15 protein-coding genes are annotated in these 16,924 nt (G+C 51.7%); 9 read left to right on the top strand and 6 right to left on the bottom strand.

Annotated features, from left to right (window positions below; all coding sequences use genetic code 11):
* Positions 1-270 precede the first annotated feature (270 nt).
* Positions 271-1,962, top strand: a complete 1,692-nt coding sequence (locus BUE76_RS03550; RefSeq protein WP_073046964.1) for a lamin tail domain-containing protein — start codon at positions 271-273, stop codon at positions 1,960-1,962.
* A gap of 83 nt (positions 1,963-2,045) precedes the next feature.
* The gene (locus BUE76_RS03545; RefSeq protein ID WP_083596669.1) at positions 2,046-3,107 is read left to right on the top strand and encodes a helix-turn-helix transcriptional regulator; all 1,062 of its coding nucleotides are present in this window, start codon (positions 2,046-2,048) and stop codon (positions 3,105-3,107) included.
* 61 nt (positions 3,108-3,168) lie between these two features.
* Here BUE76_RS03545 and BUE76_RS03540 read toward each other — a convergent pair whose 3' ends face one another.
* Both BUE76_RS03540 and BUE76_RS03535 read right to left on the bottom strand, forming a co-directional pair.
* Complete coding sequence (locus BUE76_RS03540) at positions 3,169-3,480, bottom strand: hypothetical protein (RefSeq protein ID WP_073046971.1); 312 nt, start codon at positions 3,478-3,480, stop codon at positions 3,169-3,171.
* A gap of 239 nt (positions 3,481-3,719) precedes the next feature.
* The gene (locus BUE76_RS03535; RefSeq protein WP_073046973.1) at positions 3,720-4,643 is read right to left on the bottom strand and encodes a PfkB family carbohydrate kinase; all 924 of its coding nucleotides are present in this window, start codon (positions 4,641-4,643) and stop codon (positions 3,720-3,722) included.
* Between the two features lie 302 nt (positions 4,644-4,945).
* On the opposite strand from BUE76_RS03535, the gene BUE76_RS03530 reads away from it, so the two are divergent.
* On the top strand, positions 4,946-5,659 hold the full coding sequence (locus BUE76_RS03530; protein WP_073046976.1) for a hypothetical protein: 714 nt from the start codon (positions 4,946-4,948) through the stop codon (positions 5,657-5,659).
* A gap of 579 nt (positions 5,660-6,238) precedes the next feature.
* Entirely contained in the window at positions 6,239-7,318 is a 1,080-nt protein-coding gene (paaE, locus tag BUE76_RS03525) for a 1,2-phenylacetyl-CoA epoxidase subunit PaaE (RefSeq protein ID WP_073046980.1), read from the top strand.
* A gap of 183 nt (positions 7,319-7,501) precedes the next feature.
* Here paaE and BUE76_RS03520 read toward each other — a convergent pair whose 3' ends face one another.
* A complete protein-coding gene (locus BUE76_RS03520; RefSeq protein WP_073047040.1) occupies positions 7,502-8,932 on the bottom strand; it encodes a glycoside hydrolase family 30 protein in 1,431 nt (476 codons plus the stop codon).
* Positions 8,933-9,133: 201 nt separating this feature from the next.
* Between BUE76_RS03520 and paaA the strand changes: the two genes are divergently transcribed.
* The 5 genes from paaA (at position 9,134) to BUE76_RS03495 (ending at position 12,688) form a co-directional block, all read left to right on the top strand.
* Positions 9,134-10,081 carry a 1,2-phenylacetyl-CoA epoxidase subunit PaaA gene (paaA, locus tag BUE76_RS03515; RefSeq protein ID WP_073046983.1) on the top strand — a complete coding sequence of 316 codons (948 nt, stop codon included), beginning with the start codon at positions 9,134-9,136 and terminating at the stop codon, positions 10,079-10,081.
* Positions 10,082-10,175: 94 nt separating this feature from the next.
* Entirely contained in the window at positions 10,176-10,571 is a 396-nt protein-coding gene (gene paaB / locus BUE76_RS03510) for a 1,2-phenylacetyl-CoA epoxidase subunit PaaB (protein WP_073046986.1), read from the top strand.
* 88 nt (positions 10,572-10,659) lie between these two features.
* On the top strand, positions 10,660-11,526 hold the full coding sequence (gene paaC / locus BUE76_RS03505) for a 1,2-phenylacetyl-CoA epoxidase subunit PaaC (protein WP_083596670.1): 867 nt from the start codon (positions 10,660-10,662) through the stop codon (positions 11,524-11,526).
* Positions 11,520-12,035, top strand: coding sequence for a 1,2-phenylacetyl-CoA epoxidase subunit PaaD (gene paaD, locus BUE76_RS03500; protein ID WP_245798415.1), 516 nt, complete (start codon positions 11,520-11,522; stop codon positions 12,033-12,035). The genes paaC and paaD overlap by 7 nt, the downstream gene beginning before the upstream one ends.
* 71 nt (positions 12,036-12,106) lie before the next feature.
* The gene (locus BUE76_RS03495; protein WP_073046988.1) at positions 12,107-12,688 is read left to right on the top strand and encodes a ribonuclease HII; all 582 of its coding nucleotides are present in this window, start codon (positions 12,107-12,109) and stop codon (positions 12,686-12,688) included.
* A 404-nt stretch (positions 12,689-13,092) separates the two neighbouring features.
* On the opposite strand, the gene BUE76_RS03490 is transcribed toward BUE76_RS03495, so the two are convergent.
* The 3 genes from BUE76_RS03490 to BUE76_RS03480 all read right to left on the bottom strand — a co-directional run bounded on the left by BUE76_RS03490 (position 13,093) and on the right by BUE76_RS03480 (position 16,776).
* Positions 13,093-13,701 (bottom strand): L-threonylcarbamoyladenylate synthase, encoded by a 609-nt coding sequence (locus tag BUE76_RS03490; RefSeq protein ID WP_073047049.1) that lies wholly within the window; start codon positions 13,699-13,701, stop codon positions 13,093-13,095.
* Between the two features lie 102 nt (positions 13,702-13,803).
* The gene (locus tag BUE76_RS03485) at positions 13,804-14,214 is read right to left on the bottom strand and encodes a response regulator (protein ID WP_073046991.1); all 411 of its coding nucleotides are present in this window, start codon (positions 14,212-14,214) and stop codon (positions 13,804-13,806) included.
* A 129-nt stretch (positions 14,215-14,343) separates the two neighbouring features.
* Positions 14,344-16,776 (bottom strand): TonB-dependent receptor, encoded by a 2,433-nt coding sequence (locus BUE76_RS03480; protein ID WP_073046994.1) that lies wholly within the window; start codon positions 16,774-16,776, stop codon positions 14,344-14,346.
* Between the last annotated feature and the right edge of the window lie 148 nt (positions 16,777-16,924).

Genomic DNA, 16,924 nt, shown 5'->3' with positions numbered 1-16,924 from the left:
AAAAAAAGCCTTCCCTGTTGGGGGAAGGCTCGTTACTATGTTTGTACACATGCAGCGTTAGGCACCTTCCCCAGTGGAGTTGTGTTTCTTAGTACGCTTAATGTGTTTCTGGATCGTCATTGCGGTAGCGAATGTATTGCAAAATGGTTCCTGTTCCAAAAAATGCAAGAAAAGAGGGTAAAATTTAGATGAATGCAGGTTTGCAGGGGTTAAAAGAGTTAGAGATTCCATCTCTTGAAGAGATGGAATCTCTGTGCTAACTTAAGTTGCATGTTTGCCAAAACTTGCTGCCTGCTTTTTTTACTTGCCGCATTTTTACTTGTTCCTGCTCAACGGCATATCGTTTTAATACACGAAATCTTTGCCGATCCCACTCCTGCCGTTGGCCTGCCCGATGCGGAATACATTGAATTGCGCAATACCAGCAGCAGCGCCATCAACCTGCAGGGCTGGCGCCTGCAAACCGCTTCAACCACCAGCAGCGCCTTCCCTTCCTACCTCCTTCAGCCCGATAGCCTGGTAATTGTTACCAGCCGCACCAATGCAGCCCTGTTTGCCTCCAATACCATTGGCCTCACCTCCTTTCCGGCATTACCCAACGAAGGCACCACCCTGCTGTTGCGCAATGCTGCAGGACATACCATTCATGTGCTGGAATACGATAAAAGCTGGTACCAAAACCCGGTAAAAGCCGAAGGGGGCTGGAGTCTTGAAATGATGGATGCTGCCAACGCTTGTGGTGGCAGTACCAACTGGAAAGCAGCTGTAGATGCAACTGGCGGCACACCCGGCAGCGCCAATTCGGTAAAAGCGCTCAATCCCGATCATACCCCGCCAGCACTTACCGAAATCACTGCACCCGATTCCACAAAGCTGTTGCTTCGGTTTAGTGAAAGCCTGGATAGCCTTGCTGTTGTTCGTGCTACCTACCAGCTTACACCTGCAATTGCCATCCGCCAGGCAATACCACAAGCGCCATTATTCCATTCGATTTTACTACAGTTAAACAGCCCGCTGCAACGGGGACAGCAGTACACCGTGGCTGTTTCCAACCTTACCGATTGTGCAGGCAATAGAATCACAAGTGACAATACTGCACCTGCAGGTTTGCCCCTTGCAGCAGAAAAAGGCGATATCATTGTCAACGAAATTTTGTTCAATCCAAAAGATGATGGCAGCGATTACGTGGAGTTGTACAACCGGAGCAAAAAGATCATCGACTGTTCCGGCTTATGGCTGGCCAACCGCAACGGTAGCGGCTTCAGCAATTTGCAGCAAATCAGTACCACACCGCGCTATCTTTTTCCCGGCAATTACCTGGTGTTGACAGAAGACCGCAATGCCATACTGCGGCAGTATTTAGTAAAAGAGCCTGGTGCGCTGTTGCAAATAAATGAACTCCCCTCCCTGCCCGACGACAAAGGAAGTACCGCCTTATTGACTGCACAAAGTGGTACCATAGATGAACTAGCTTACAATAAAAACTGGCATTTTGCCCTCCTCAGCGATGATGCCGGCGTGGCATTGGAGCGCATCGATCCGGAAAAACCCACACAGGCGCAATACAACTGGACATCAGCGGCTGCAAGTGCAGGTTTTGGCACACCCACTTATCGCAACACGCAGTACCAACAAACAGGAATCAGTAATGCTGCCATCAGCATTGCACCCAAATTGGTTTCGCCTGACGGCGATGGCTTTGATGATTTCTGTACCATCAATTACGCTTTGGATGCGCCCAACTATGTAGCCAATGTGACCCTTTTTGACATCGGCGGCCGCAGGGTGCGCTACCTGGTACAAAACCAGACCCTGGCACAAAGCGGCAACTGGCGCTGGGATGGGCTGGGCGACAACAACAGCCTTTTGCCCCAAGGCAGTTATATCCTGCTGGTGGAGCTCTTCAATCTGCAGGGAAAAAAGCAGCAGTTCAAGCAAGCCATAGCGCTGGTCCGAAAATAGCAGGTGCAGATAGCTGTATTTTCCGGAAATTCGACACCTTATTGACCAACGAAACACCAAAGCTTTCGAAGCACACCCTTACTATGTCTGCACGAATGGAGCGCCTTATCCGCATATACAACCGCCTGCGCAGGGGGCCGGTCACCATTGAAATCATCAAGCACTGGACCGACAGCGTAGGCATCGAGGTAAGCAGCCGCCAGTTGTACCGCGATCTCATCACCTTGCAAAGCCTGCAAATTGCCGAAGGCGAAAACGTAGTAGAGTTTGTGGATGAAAAGAACCGCAAAACCTGGAAGCTGGAATACGAAGACGGGCTGGAAAACATTTCGCAGTATGATATCAATTCCTTCTTCCTGCTGAAGAACTTTGCACCGGCCACCATTGTACAGCAACGCCGGGCTTCTATCAACAAGTTTGAACAGATCATCTACAAAGCCTTTTCCAAAAGCAAGTACCAGCAGTTCATACAGGCCAACGAGCTATACCTGCACCGCACCAACTTTTTTGCGCAGCTATACGACGAGGCCGAACACCAGTTGATTGAAGATTACATCTGGGCGCTGCACAACAACCGGATGATCGTTATTGAATCGGTGGGTATCAACTCGGCAAATATGCATGTTACCGAGTCCGATTTTCCACTGGCGCTGCAACCCATGCAACTGGTATTTCACCGGGGCCGCACCTATATGGCGGGCTTCAACAACATGGAAAAACTGATCATCTTTCCCATTGACAGAAACACCCGCTTTCACCTTACCAATACCAAGTTCAACCGGAAGAACCTCACGGATAGCTTTCATGAAAAAATGGGCTTGCTCTTTGGCATTTCCGACCCCATTGACGACCAGGTTTATGACATCGAAATAGAATACACCAAGGCTTACGGCGAGTCGTGGATGCGCTATTTCTGGCATCACTCGCAGCAATGGCGCCAGCTGGAGAACGGGAATTATATGTTGCACCTGCAATGCAGCATCGGCCGCGAGCTGGTGGGCTTCCTTGGTTATGGCCTGGACAAGATCAAGGTGCACCGGCCGCAGTTGTTGAAAGACATGCTGGTGGAAAAAGCACAAAGAATGGTAGACCTGCACGAACAGGACCTGCCCATTGATGAACAGGAGGCCAACAAAATGTATTAAAAAAGCCGAAGCCGCAGCGCGGCTCCGGCACTATAAACCGTCCACATTAAAAGCTGGTGACCTATAGAATGGCATCGGTATTTTGGTACCGTTCCAGGGCCTTCAGGAGTTCATTGGCAAATGCGGGCACCTTGCCCAGTTCCATTTCCACCCATTCAGGTGCCGGGGCGCCATTGTCCCAACTGATATAATACATCATATTGGAAGGCTGCAAAAAGCATTCGTACAACACCCAGTTGTCCATGGCAATAGCTGCCACTTCAGCACAAAGATTTTGTTCCTGAAAAGGAAAGAATAAAACAAAGCGGGCGTAGGGAGCGGGTTCGGCAGGGGTATACGAAGGGCTGGAAGCGTGTTGAAGCTCAGGTTTCATCGGGTGAATAAGAGTTAAATAATAAACAATCGGGTGAACTGGAATGTCAACAGGATTGCGGCAAGGCTTTGCCGTTGTGCGGATTTTGTTTTGATAAAGTTAGTTTTGGTTGCATTGCGAATAAACAAAATGGTTGTGCCAAAATCTGTCAAACAGCTTTTGACAAAGGGTTTCATCAGGGCAGCCATAAAAAAAGAGCAGCCATTGGCTGCTCTTGGTACAATCAGGTAAAATGGTACTTACACCAGTTCAATATCAAAGTTCACCAGCTCCTGGAACTGCTGGAGGCGGCGCTCGATATCTTCCTTGGTGATTTCCTTCAGGCGCTCGGGACCAAATTTCTCCACGCAGTAAGAAGCCATTGCCGAACCTACGATGATGGCGGTCTTCATGTTGTCGAAAGAGATGTCCTTGGTGCGGGCAATATGACCGATAAAGCCTCCGGCAAAAGTGTCGCCAGCGCCGGTGGGGTCAAATACATCTTCCAGGGGCAGGGCGGGTGCAAAGAACACCTGGTCTTTGTGGAAAAGCAGCGCGCCGTGTTCGCCTTTTTTGATGATCAGGTACTGCGGGCCCATGGCCATAATTTTGCGGGCAGCCTTTACCAGCGAAAACTCGCCGCTCAGCTGGCGGGCTTCGCCGTCGTTTACCAGCAGCACATCCACCATACCCAGCACCTCTTTCAGGTCGTCCATGGCAATGTCCATCCAAAAGTTCATGGTGTCCATCACAATCAGGCGGGGACGCTCTTTCAGCTGTTCAATCACCTGTTTCTGGAGCTTGGGCATGAGGTTGCCCAGCATCAGGAACTCGGCGCCCTGGAAGGCATCCGGCACCTGGGGGTTGAAATCAGCCAGTACGTTGAGGTCGGTCACCAGGGTGTCGCGGGTGTTCATGTCCATGTGGTAACGCCCCGACCAAAAGAAAGAAGGCTTGTCGGCCACTACTTCCACGCCGTCCAGCTGGACACCGCGGCTGCGGAGTTCGGCCATCTCGGCTTCGGGGAAATCGTTCCCTACAATGGAGATCTGCTGCACGGGCTGCACAAAGTTGGCAGCTGCATAAGCCACATAAGTTGCGGAGCCGCCGATGATACGGTCGCTCTTGCCAAAGGGGGTTTCGATAGCGTCGAAAGCCATGGTACCCACTACAATCAAAGACATAAGGATAAGTTAGAAGTACGAAGGTGGAAGTACGAAGAAAGTACGCCGGGTGCGAAGTATAGACTCCGTACTGCGTACGAATCACTCCGCACTCTGTTTACGGGGTGCAAACCTAGTGCATTTTAGGGGTGCGCCCAAACCAGGAACCGTTACTGGCGGGCCTATCAGCACTTACCCTTAGCCAATGGGGCAAATATTAAGAACTGAATACCTAACTTGTAGTAGCCCTCTTGCACAATGCAACGGGACCAGGCACGTTATTTAGCACATAGCTAACAGGATAAGCATTTACCTTTCACCCAATGAAGCAAGCACAGATGAAAAAAAGCATATTGTTTCTACTGCTCGCCGTTTCGGGCATGGCCCAGGCACAGTCGCTCAAAGACCTACTGTACAGCGGCAAGCTCAAAAGCATGCCCGGTGTGGTGATCCGCAAGGGCGACGACCTCTCCAAGTTTATCGATACCAGCGCCAAGGCACCCGCCCCGGCAGTGGCCGTAGCGCCTACCGCTCCCGGTGTACCGGCAACAACCACTACTTCGGCCACTGCTGGCACTACCACAAGGCCTGCAGCAGCCGCCAATAACACGGGCACCGCTGCTACCGGCACCACAGCCGGCGAAACCGCGCAAACTACGGAAACAACCGCTACCGAAAACACCACAACGGAAACAGCTGCTGCACCTGCACCAGCTCCGGCCCCTGAAAAGCCTAAGGACAACAATGCCCTGATGAAGGACTATATGGCTTCGGTGCTGGCTACCGTTAAAGGCGAAGGGCTGACCAATAAGAAGATCAAGAAAGGCACGTACTACGGTACCTTGTCGTATACCATTGAAACTGATGGCGGCGTAACAGTGACCGATATTTTGCTGACGCCCGAAAACGATGTATTGAAAAAGCAGATTAAGGAACGCATCGACGCGGAAGCTCCAAAGCTGACGCCTGTTGTCAACAGTGCTGGTGTTGCCCGCAAACTGCAGCGGAAGTATAATTTCAATATCACGAAGGAATAGCTGCAAGCTTTTAGCTACAAGCTGCAAGCCGGTTTTCTGGCAGCTAGTTACATTACTTTGTTGATAGCATATAACCCCACTTTGATACCTGCCTGTTTCCGGGCAGGTATTTCTCTTTGTAAGAATATTGATAACAGGTTTTTTATCAATCCTTTTCATTTACCCAACTTATGTGGTGCATACAAGCTGTGAAAAGCGCGGTGCAGATTGAGCCCGTAGGGCTCAAATAGGAATAGCCGCCGGTGCAACCGGCGGTAACAAACAGGCTACATGTGTAAAACAACCAACCCTGTAAGGGTTGAACAATAAGCCGGTGCAAGGTTCAACCCTTACAGGGTTGGGCAAGAAAATGCTACGATACGCCCATCCGCCGGCTGCACCGGCGGCTATTCAGCTTGAAGCCCTATAGGCTTTATCAGATTCGCTACTTTATCCTTAACAAAAGGTATGTTTCAAACATCATTTTAAAGCTTTGCCCAGGCTTACTTGCAGCTTGCAGCTCATGGCTTGTAGCTAACCACTTGCAGCTTTGCTCCAGCCTTACAGCAACTGGCCTAAATTAGCACCAACGATTGCCTTATGATCCATTTTCACCCGCTCACCGTAGCCTCCGTACGCCGCGAAACCGACGATTGCGTATCCATCGCTTTTTCCATCCCGGAACACTTAAAGGAAGTATTTGCTTTTACACCCGGCCAAAGCCTCACCATCAGAACGACACTGAATGGGCAGGAGCTGCGCCGCAACTATTCTATTTGCAGCAGCCCGCAGGAAGGCGTACTCAGGGTGGCTGTAAAAAAGGTTGCGGGCGGACTGTTTTCCACCTGGGTAAATGAAGCATTAAAGCCCGGCGATGTGCTGGAAGTGATGCCACCGGTTGGTAAGTTCAACACCCCGCTAAATCCTGCACAGGCAAAGAACTATGTAGCCTTTGCCGCAGGCAGTGGTATCACCCCTGTTCTTTCCCTGATTAAATCCACCCTTGACACGGAGCCCCAAAGCACCTTCACCTTAGTTTATGGCAACCGCAGCATTACCAGCATCATCTTCCGCGAGGAGCTGGAAGCCATCAAGGACCGCTACCTGCACCGCTTCCGTATCTACCATATCCTCAGCCGCGAGGCGATGGACAGCCCTTTGAACAATGGCCGCATCAACCGGGAAAAGACTTTGTTTTTACTAGAAAAACTGATTGACGTAACCAGCAGCCACGAGTTTTTTTTGTGCGGCCCTGAGGAAATGATTTTTACCGTGCGGGATGCGCTGCTGGAAAAAGGCGTTGCACCCAAACAGATCCACTTCGAGCTTTTCACCACACCCGGCCAGCGCAAGCCTTCCGAAATCCAAAATCCCACATCCGAAATCACCAACAGTGCCCAGTCGCAGATACAGGTTAAACTCGATGGCCGCAGTTTCCGGTTTTCCTTAGCACATAGCGGACAAAGCATACTGGATGCCGCCCTTGCACAGGGCGCCGACCTGCCCTTTGCCTGCAAGGGCGGAGTGTGCTGCACCTGCAAGGCCCTCCTCGTGGAAGGCCAGGTGCAAATGGATGCTCACTGGGGACTGGAGCAGGAAGAGATTGATGCAGGTTTTATCCTTACCTGTCAAAGCCATCCTGTTTCGGAAACGGTGGTGGTGGATTTTGATGGGAAGTAGGAGGAGACGGGAAAGACAGAAAAGACCTTTGCGCCGAGCCAGTATTTGAACCACAAAGACACAAAGGGACAAAGAAGCACAAAGGGATTGCCTTAAGATTTGCAACGATCTGCTGCAAATGGAAAACAGACAAAACAAACCTTCGTGAACCTTTGTGTCCTTCCTGTCTTTGTGGTTCAAAAATTACTCCCACACAAAAGTGCCTACGCTACCAGGATCGAGGCTGGCCACAAAACTTTTGCTTCCGCTTCTTACCGCAAACTGTTTGGCAGCGGCACCGGTATTAACGGCTATCAAAACCAGCTTGCCCGCAGGTGTGCGGAATGCCACGTTGGGTACATCCTGTATGGTATTGCTTCCTACCCGCACCGAGCCCGGACGCACATAGCGCGAGGCATGCGCCACCACGTAATATCCTGAATTGCGCATTACGCGGTCGCCATCGATGGTGATGCCACCCAGGCAGGAACTGCAGCCGCCCCTATCCGTAAAAGGCGTGAGCTGCGGGTTGGAAGTGAGGTTCCACTCCAGCACACAGCGGGCCCAGTTGCGGGTGGCGCCGATGGTAAGGGTAGCCACATGCCACTGCAGGTCTTCGGCAAACTTACCCGGCGCACCGGTCCACTGTTCGGTGAAATAGAGGTGCTTGTCGGGGTGCGCGGCCTTTACTTCACTCAGTGCGCTGATAGGGCCCGCATACAGGTGAAAAGCCGACCCGTCGATATACTGTTTTGCCGCCGGATCGTTAAGGATGGAAATAGGATAATCGGGCCGGTCGGCATTGTGATCGTAGATGATGATCCTGGTATTCAAACCCGCTGCCCGGAACTGTGGCCCCAGGCTTTGCTTGATGAATGCGGCCTGCTCGGAAGCCGGCATCAGCAGGCTGGGATTGTTACCCGGGTGAAGCGGCTCATTTTGTACCGTAATGGCATCGATGCGGATGCCTTCCTTCTGCATTTCCTGTACATAACGCACCAGGTAGCGGGCATAGGCATCGTACCACTCGGGTTTGAGGCTGCCGCCACGCGTATCGCCATTGGTTTTCATCCAGGCCGGTGGCGACCAGGGCGATGCCATCAGCTTGATACCCGGATTGATGGCCAGTATTTCCTTCAGTACAGGGATCATATCCTGCCGGTCGGGGCCCAGGTCAAAGCGCTGCATCTGCGGGTCGGTTTCGCCTGCCGGCAGGTCGTTGTAGGAAAATACTTTTGCATTGAGGTCGGAAGCACCGATGCTCAGGCGCAGGTAAGAAATACCGATGCTATTGCCCGTGGTGTCAAACAACTCGCGCAAGAGCGTGGCACGTGCCGCAGGCGTCATCTGCAACAGGTGGCCGGCACTGCCTCCGGAAAGGGTATACCCAAAACCATCTATGGTTTGGTAAACGCTGTCTTGCCGGATATCAATGAGGGGCAATACGCCCAACCCATTTTGCGAAAAAGAAAGTGCAGGCTGCCGGGCAAACAGCGCACTGCGGTCGGGCCGGGTAAGGTATTGATTGACGTATGCCTCGGCCGAGGTGGTAGGCGTGCGCACCGGGGTGATCTGTTTGGAGCAGGCCAGCAGCAACAGGGCAGCAAAAAAAGACAGGTAATTCTTGGCGTTCATGGCAAAAAGGTGGCTTGAAAGATACAGTTGAATGATGCAGTGTTTAAAAGAAGCAATAACAGCAAGCAGCCAGTGGCTAAAAGCTAACAGCCAACGGCCAAAAGCTTGTTTTGCAGCAGCAAGTGCCGTACCCAAATCTTGGCGCTTTCTTATCAACCGGGTGGGTACCGTTTTTGTACCTTTAGTTTTAAACGATTGCACATGCTTGTTCACTATTTGGAAAACACATTCCAGCAAAAGATCGATGCGGAAACCCGCATTGAGCCCAAGGACTGGATGCCCGACAAATACCGGCAAACCCTGATCCGCCAGATTTCGCAGCATGCCCATAGCGAAATAGTAGGCATGCTGCCCGAAGGCGCCTGGATCAGCCGCGCCCCCTCGCTCAAACGCAAACAAATTCTGCTGGCCAAAGTTCAGGACGAAGCCGGCCATGGCCTGTACCTGTACAGCGCTGCCGAAACTTTAGGCATTAGTCGCGATGAAATGATTGCCCAGCTGCATAGCGGCAAGGCTAAATATTCTTCCATCTTCAACTATCCCACGCTCACCTGGGCCGACATGGGTGCCATCGGCTGGCTGGTGGATGGCGCCGCCATCATGAACCAGGTGCCGTTATGCCGTACCAGCTACGGCCCATACAGCCGCGCCATGATACGGGTGTGCAAGGAAGAAAGCTTTCACCAGCGGCAGGGTTTTGAAAGCCTGCTCGTGCTCTGCCAGGGCAGTGCCGAGCAAAAGGCCATGGCACAGGATGCCCTCAACCGCTGGTGGTGGCCCAGCCTGATGATGTTTGGTCCCCATGATAGCGACAGCACCAACAGCGAGGCCAGCATGCAATGGAAGATCAAGCGCTTTTCGAACGACGAGCTGCGCCAGCGCTTTGTAGACATGATCGCCGAGCAGGCAAAAGTGCTGGGTCTCACCCTCCCCGACCCCGACCTCAAATGGAACGAGGAACGAGGCCATTACGATTTCGGCAAGATCAACTGGGAAGAGTTCTGGCAGGTGGTAGGCGGCAACGGCCCCTGCAATAAAGAACGTCTCGATGCCCGTAAAAAAGCCTGGGAAGATGGTGCCTGGGTAAGGGAAGCTGCAGTGGCGCATGCGGAGAAAAGGGCTGCGCGAAAAGCGGCTGTTGCTGCATAGCTTTTTTGAACCACTAAGACACAAAGACAGGAAGTTGCACAAAGAACTTTTGTAAACGCATCTTTCCGGTTATCACCTTTATCAAACATCAACGATGACCTTTCCTTCGTACAAACAATACTACGGCGATTACGACGCCATCAAAGGTGGCGGCCAAACTGAATCGAACGGCACTCCCAACTCCCTTCCCACCGGGGAGGGCCGGGGAGGGGCTGCCTGGCCTTTATGGGAAGTTTTCATCCGCTCCAAACAAGGACTCGACCACAAACACGTAGGCTCGCTCCATGCCGCCGATGCACAGATGGCCATTGAAAATGCCCGCGACGTATATACACGCCGGCAGGAAGGCGTGAGCATCTGGGTGGTGGAAAGCAAATACATACATGCTTCCAACCCCGATGATGCTGAAAGCTTTTACGAACCTGCCAACGACAAGGTGTACCGCCATCCTACATTTTACGATCTGCCGGACGAAGTGGGACACATGTGATACCCCCTGTCCCCCTGAAGGGGGAACTTAGGTCGACTAACCTGCCAGTTCAGATATAAACATTCATTTTCAAGAGCAATAACACTTCATGCTGCAAACAATTACAAAGGATACAGGGAACTCCGGCCTAAGTTCCCCCTTTAGGGGGACAGGGGGTTTTATCCTTCATCTGGCCGATAGTGCCCTTGTCCTTGGTCAGCGCAATGCCGAATGGACCGCCCATGGACCGGTACTGGAACAGGACATTGCCATCACCAATATCGCACTGGACCTGATTGGGCAGGCACGCAACTTTTTTGCTTATGCTGCACAGGCTTACAACGAAAGCAAAGATGCAGGCAAAGCATCCTTTAATAATTTATTGCCCCGGCCCTGGATAGCCTTCAACCGCGAGTTGCAGGAAGACGACCTTGCATTTTTACGCGACGAAAGGCAGTACCTGAACCTGCTGCTTTGTGAACTACCAAAGGGCGATTGGGCTTTTACCATTTTACGGCAGTACCTGTTCAGTGCTTACCAATTGCCGCTGTTTCAGCAGTTGGCACAGGGCAGCGACCAACAGCTGGCTGCCATTGCAGCAAAGGGTATCAAGGAAGTTACCTATCACCTGCGCTGGAGTGCCGAATGGGTGATCAGACTGGGCGATGGTACGGAGGAGAGCAACCGCCGCATCAACAAGGCGCTTACGGAACTATGGCCTTATACCGCAGAATTATTTGAACCAAGCCAAATAGAATTGGATGCAGCCGCTTCCGGCATCCCCATCCGCTTGGAGGAGGTGCAGGTAAGCTGGCAAAACCACATCCACCGGGTGTTTGGCGAAGCTGGCTTAACAGTGCCCACCAATAAACCTTTTCAGAAGGGTGGAAAAGCAGGCATCCATACCGAACACATGGGCCACCTGCTTGCCGAAATGCAGTACCTCCAAAGAACCTATCCCAACCAGCAGTGGTAAGTAAAACAACAGATACCAGCCGCATTACCGAACAGGAAGTTTGGTCCATACTGGAAAAGGTAAAAGACCCCGAAGTGCCGGTACTGTCCATCATCGACTTGGGTGTGCTGCGTGGGGTACAACTTGATGCAAGTGGCAAACTCACCATTACCATCACCCCCACCTATTCCGGCTGCCCGGCAATGGACACCATCAGCATGGATATTCGTTTGAAACTGATGGAATACGGCATTCGTGAGGTACAGATCATACAACAATTATCGCCCGCCTGGACTACCGACTGGATGACGGAAGGGGGCAAGAAAAAGCTCCGGGCATACGGCATTGCACCACCCAATCCCAAACAGCAGGTTTGCCACCAGGAACTTTTTGCTACAGAAGCCATCCAGTGCCCGCACTGCAACAGCTGGCATACCGAGCTTATTTCGCAGTTTGGCTCCACAGCCTGCAAGGCACTTTACCGCTGTACAGATTGCAGGGAAGCTTTTGATTATTTCAAATGCCATTAAAGGCTGCTGGCTATTGGTTATTAGCCAAAAGCCAGCAGCTAATAGCTCAAGGCTTCTGTTACCTTTGCCCCATGCTCCAACCCTATTTTCAAGCCGAGCTACTGGAAGCCGGCTGCGACGAGGCTGGCCGCGGATGTTTGGCCGGGCCGGTGTTTGCTGCCGCGGTGATCCTGCCGCAAGACTTTTACCACCCCCTGCTTAACGATTCCAAAAAGCTGTCGGAGCGCGACCGGGAACTGCTGCGGCCCATCATCGAAAAAGAAGCGGTGGCTTGGGCGGTTGCCTCATTATGCAACCAGGAAATTGATCGCATCAATATCCTGAAGGCTTCTTTCCAATCCATGCACCTGGCGATAGAAAAGCTCAGCACCAAACCGGGTTTGCTGCTTATCGACGGCAACCGTTTTACGCCTTATCCTTTTATCCCGCACCAGTGCATTGTACAGGGCGACGGTAAATACGCATCCATTGCAGCGGCTTCTATTTTGGCAAAAACCTACCGCGACGATTACATGCATACCCTGCATGTAGAACTGCCGCAATACAACTGGGCAAAAAACAAAGGCTACGCCACCAAAGACCACCAGCAGGCGCTGAACCAGCACGGCCCATCGGCATACCACCGTACTTCCTTCCGGCTTGATTATCGCTAAACGGCAGAGTTTATAACCAGCTGTGATAACTATTTTGAAAAACAAGCAGCGAAATGAAGCTTCCTGATTGTCTAACCTATAGCTGCATTTCGAAAATGATCTGCCGTAAAAGAATGGTTGAAGGTTAACAAACGCCGCTCGTTTCCGGGTGGCGTTTCTATGAACCGCAGATTTGTGTGATTGAAAACGATTTGTAAGACTACTTTCTAAATAGCGAATGCCCTGCAGTGCTGCAGGGCATTCGCTATTTATCTATCAATTGTACCTCACTAAGCGCACATCCTCAACATTTACCAATTCAGATACAATATTTTTCAGCAAACAAAAACTTCGCTTTCTATGATCAAAAAGGAAGTGTTGTAGGTACGTTCATACAAATCATTTGTACTCACACAAATCTGCGGTTACTGGTCCCACTCACCCAGCCCCTGCCTTACCAGTACCGGCTCATCGTCGGTAAAATCAATAATGGTGGATGGAACGGTGCCCCCATTGCCACCATCAATCACCATATCCACCAGCTTATGAAAGCGGTCGTGGATGGTTTCCGGATCGGTGTACTCTTCTACAAATTCGCCCGGCAGTGATGCACTTAGAATGGGATTACCCAACTCCTCAACAATACAGCGGGCAATGGCATTATCGGGTACGCGGATACCTACGGTGTCTTTTTTGGTTTTGAGCAGGCGAGGTACATTTTTGCTGGCACCCAAAATAAAGGTATAAGGCCCGGGCAGGTACTGTTTCAAAGTGCGGTACACGGGTGTTGCCAGCTGTTTGGCGTATTCACTCAGTTGGCTCAGGTCGTGGCACACAAAGGAAAGCTGCGCCTTCTGCGGATCAACACCCTTGATGCGGCAGATTTGCTCCACGGCTTTCTGATGCTGAATATCGCAACCCAGGCCATAAATAGTATCAGTAGGATAAATGATCACCCCACCCTTGCGCAGCACATCGGCTACCTGGCGAATCAAACGGGGCTGCGGGTTCTGGGGATGTATGTGGATGAGCATGGGCGAAATTAAAAGGGTATTGGTTAAAAGGTGTTCGGTTTGGGAAGAAAGCCTGCAAACCTGATACCCAATCACTGATTCCTGATCACTTATCCCTGATGCTCACTTCTCTACCTCGTCGGCACAAATACGTACAAAGGTGCGGGCCAGTTGCTGCAACTCTTCATATGCCAGGGGTTTAGTGAAGTAGCGGGCATTCCACTCCTGCGCAAATCTTTGATCTGAAATACTGGATGAGGTGGTAAAAATGGCCACGGGTATGTTGCACAACTGTTCCAAGCGGCGCATTTCCATCAGGGTTTGGCGGCCATCCATTACAGGCATGTTCATATCCAAAAGCACCAGGCAGGGCTCATCGCCATCGGCACAAAGCTTTTTGAGGGTTTTCAATGCAACATGACCATCCGGTACATGTACCAGGTTGATCTGGTCGGCAAAAGGAGCAAAGGCCTGCTCAACAATAAACAGGTCATCCAAATCATCATCGGCGTAAACAATAGTACTCTTGGTCATAGCAGAGCAGGTTGTAAATAGCTTAGAAAAAGGATGTGCCAAAAACTAACCACTTATATTTCAATAGGCTAACACGGCAGTTTTTAAAAGCTCTTCAGTGAAAGCGCAATTTATACCCCAACTTTTTCTTTAAAACTCTACAATAAACCCAAAGGTTGGCGTCAGGGTTCCGTCTTCATTATCCAATATCAACGGTATGGCATTGCTGCCATCGGCTTTTACCGGCTGGCCGTTTGTGGATAAAAAAGCGGTATTGTCCTCGTTGCGCCTGAAGGTATACTGGGGATAAGCTGGTTGCGTAGCACCATAAAAATTGCTGATATCAATAAAGAGGTCAAGGGTCCATTTGCGGTAGTTGAACTTCTTGTCAACACGGATATCGGCAGCGTTGAAGTTTCGCAACCGCAGGGTATTGATGCGGGCATAGTCGAGCACACCGGTACCACGCGACAGGTAATTGAGCCGGGAAGCCGCTGCATCAAAGGGCGTAAAGGGTGCGCCGCCCTGGTAGCGGAAACGCAAACCTAATTCCCAGTTGCGGGGCAGCTTATAACCCAGCGTGGCGCTCAGCAGGTGCCGGTTGTCCCAGGCGCTGGCCACCAGCCTGCCATCGCGGCCGCTAAAGCGGCTGTGAAACCAGGTATAGCTGAACACGCCAAAGAACTGCCTGGTCAGTTTTTGCTGCGCAAAGAACTCGATGCCATAGCTATTGCCTTTGCCATCGGTAGTAACGGGTTCGTTGCCCAGCACGCCGAAGTCGCCACCCAGGTTGGCCAGCGAAATGCCATCCCTTTCCGATACCGCCACATTTGCGTAGCGCTTGTAAAATCCTTCCAGCGTAAAACGGGTAGCATCCGAAGGCAGGAACTCGATACCGGTCACATAATGATCACTGCGGGTATAGCGGGCGTCTTTATTTACCAGCACGCCTTCGTTGTTGGCAAAACCCAGTATGGGATAAGAGGGCAGGCGGTAGTAGCGGCCGATGGAACCGTTCCAGGTCCATTTGTCGGCAAGCACATAGCTGGCGGAAATACGCAGCGACAGGGTGCGGCCCAAATTGGCGCCGCCCTCAGTAAACGTGTTGCCATCGGCGCGGATACCAAAGTTGAGCCCTAAGCGGTTGTCCCAAAAGCGGCGGCCCGCCTGTGCAAAAAAGCCATACCGAAGAAAAGGCTTGATAGGCGAGGTAAAATTCACGGTTACGGAAGGTTGCAGCAGGTTGCCGCTTTCGTCAAACAACGCCTTTCGGATCCGGTTAAACGTGGTGTTGGAAAAATCGGCTACCTGGGCCACCCCACCCCAGGCATACCTCCATGCGCCTATACTTTTATTGACATCAAAACGCAACTTGTTCTCTGCTTCAGTAGACCGCACCCGCAGGTTGCGTTCCGCTTCCGTGGGCTGCTCGTTGTCTTCAAACTGGTCGAGCGAATTATCCAGGCTATTACGGCTGAGGGCCAGGTTCCAGTACCCGTTTGCAATTTGTTTGCGCAGCGATACACCCAGGGTATAGCTGTTTTGTTCAATCAGCGGGTTGCTGTTGATGATGTACAGCTTTTCAGGTGTGGCTTCGCGGGGTTGGGCAAACGAAAATTCGTCGATGGCACCCACACCCAAAGCCGTAAGCGTCAGTTTGGGATTGATGCGGTGCGTTATCTTAAACTGGAAATCCCAGTAGTTGGGCCGGATGGGCAGGTCGATGGCCTTGAACAAAAACTGCAAATAGCTGCGCCGAACCGATGCCAGGAAGGTTGTGCGGTCTTTTTGAATGGGTCCTTCGAAGGTGGCAGCAAACTCGGTGGCGCTCAGCCGCAAGTTGCCCTGCACCTGGCGGGGATTGCCGTTCTTTTGCCGAAACTGGAACACGGAAGAAAGCGCATTGTCGTAGCGGGCATCAAAAGCCGAGGAGCTCAGTTTCACATCTTCGATAAAGGATACGTTGAGGATGCCGGTAGGTCCGCCGCCACTGCCCTGGGTAGCAAAATGGTTGATGGTGGGAATTTCGATGCCGTCGAGGTAAAATACGTTTTCGTTGGGCGCTCCGCCGCGGATGATGATATCATTGCGAAAAGCTCCTACCGATCCCGAAGTACCGCCCACACCCGGCAAGGTTTGGATCACCCGGCTGATGTCGAAGTTGCCGCCGGGGTTGCTGCGGATCTCCTCGGTGGTGAGGCGTTGCACACTCAGCGGGCTTTCGAGGGTAGCGGCACGTGCCGTGCGGCGGTTGCTGCGCACCGTTACGCCCGCCAGCTCGGTGGCAGTTGGTTCCAGTTCAATATTGATGCTGGTTTCGTTGCCCGAAGTAAGTACCAGGTTGAAGAGCTGCTGATCCTTATAGCCAACCGCTGTTACTTTCAGCCCATAGCTACCCACCGGCAGCGACACCAGAAAGGCGCCGGCACTATCCGTAACCGCACCGGTGCCGCCCACCTCCACGGATGCCGCAGCAACGGGTCGCAACGTATTCCTGTTGATCACCGTACCACGCAGCACGCCATTGTTTTGGGCAAAAACACAAAAGGGAAAAAGCAAAATCAGGTTAAGGATCAAACGCATACACAGAGGTTGGTGAAGCAAACAACAAGGAAGGATGCGGAAAGTTGCACAAGAACCGCAGATTTGTAGGATTGGAAATGATTTGTATGATTTTATATGAAGCGGGCAGTAATGGGCATCGGTTTGCAGTTGCATGGTTTTGGAAAAC

The sequence above is a fragment of the Cnuella takakiae genome, from assembly GCF_001953305.1.
GTDB classification, from domain to species: Bacteria; Bacteroidota; Bacteroidia; order Chitinophagales; family Chitinophagaceae; genus Flavisolibacter; species Flavisolibacter takakiae.
The sequence above is the reverse complement of the archived record's forward strand: the minus strand, read 5'-3'. Positions and strand labels throughout refer to the sequence as shown.

Excerpts from the sequence above, each read along its gene's own strand:
- BUE76_RS03485 (WP_073046991.1), bottom strand. The coding sequence starts at position 14,214 with ATGACCAAGAGTACTATTGTTTACGCCGATGATGATTTGGATGACCTG.
- BUE76_RS03540 (WP_073046971.1), bottom strand. The coding sequence starts at position 3,480 with ATGAAACCTGAGCTTCAACACGCTTCCAGCCCTTCGTATACCCCTGCC.
- BUE76_RS03550 (WP_073046964.1), top strand. The coding sequence starts at position 271 with ATGTTTGCCAAAACTTGCTGCCTGCTTTTTTTACTTGCCGCATTTTTA.
- BUE76_RS03530 (WP_073046976.1), top strand. The coding sequence starts at position 4,946 with ATGAAGCAAGCACAGATGAAAAAAAGCATATTGTTTCTACTGCTCGCC.
- paaC (WP_083596670.1), top strand. The coding sequence starts at position 10,660 with ATGCTGCAAACAATTACAAAGGATACAGGGAACTCCGGCCTAAGTTCC.
- BUE76_RS03480 (WP_073046994.1), bottom strand. The coding sequence starts at position 16,776 with ATGCGTTTGATCCTTAACCTGATTTTGCTTTTTCCCTTTTGTGTTTTT.
- BUE76_RS03520 (WP_073047040.1), bottom strand. The coding sequence starts at position 8,932 with ATGAACGCCAAGAATTACCTGTCTTTTTTTGCTGCCCTGTTGCTGCTG.
- paaB (WP_073046986.1), top strand. The coding sequence starts at position 10,176 with ATGACCTTTCCTTCGTACAAACAATACTACGGCGATTACGACGCCATC.
- BUE76_RS03535 (WP_073046973.1), bottom strand. The coding sequence starts at position 4,643 with ATGTCTTTGATTGTAGTGGGTACCATGGCTTTCGACGCTATCGAAACC.
- paaE (WP_073046980.1), top strand. The coding sequence starts at position 6,239 with ATGATCCATTTTCACCCGCTCACCGTAGCCTCCGTACGCCGCGAAACC.
- BUE76_RS03490 (WP_073047049.1), bottom strand. The coding sequence starts at position 13,701 with ATGCTCATCCACATACATCCCCAGAACCCGCAGCCCCGTTTGATTCGC.
- paaA (WP_073046983.1), top strand. The coding sequence starts at position 9,134 with ATGCTTGTTCACTATTTGGAAAACACATTCCAGCAAAAGATCGATGCG.
- BUE76_RS03545 (WP_083596669.1), top strand. The coding sequence starts at position 2,046 with ATGTCTGCACGAATGGAGCGCCTTATCCGCATATACAACCGCCTGCGC.
- BUE76_RS03495 (WP_073046988.1), top strand. The coding sequence starts at position 12,107 with ATGCTCCAACCCTATTTTCAAGCCGAGCTACTGGAAGCCGGCTGCGAC.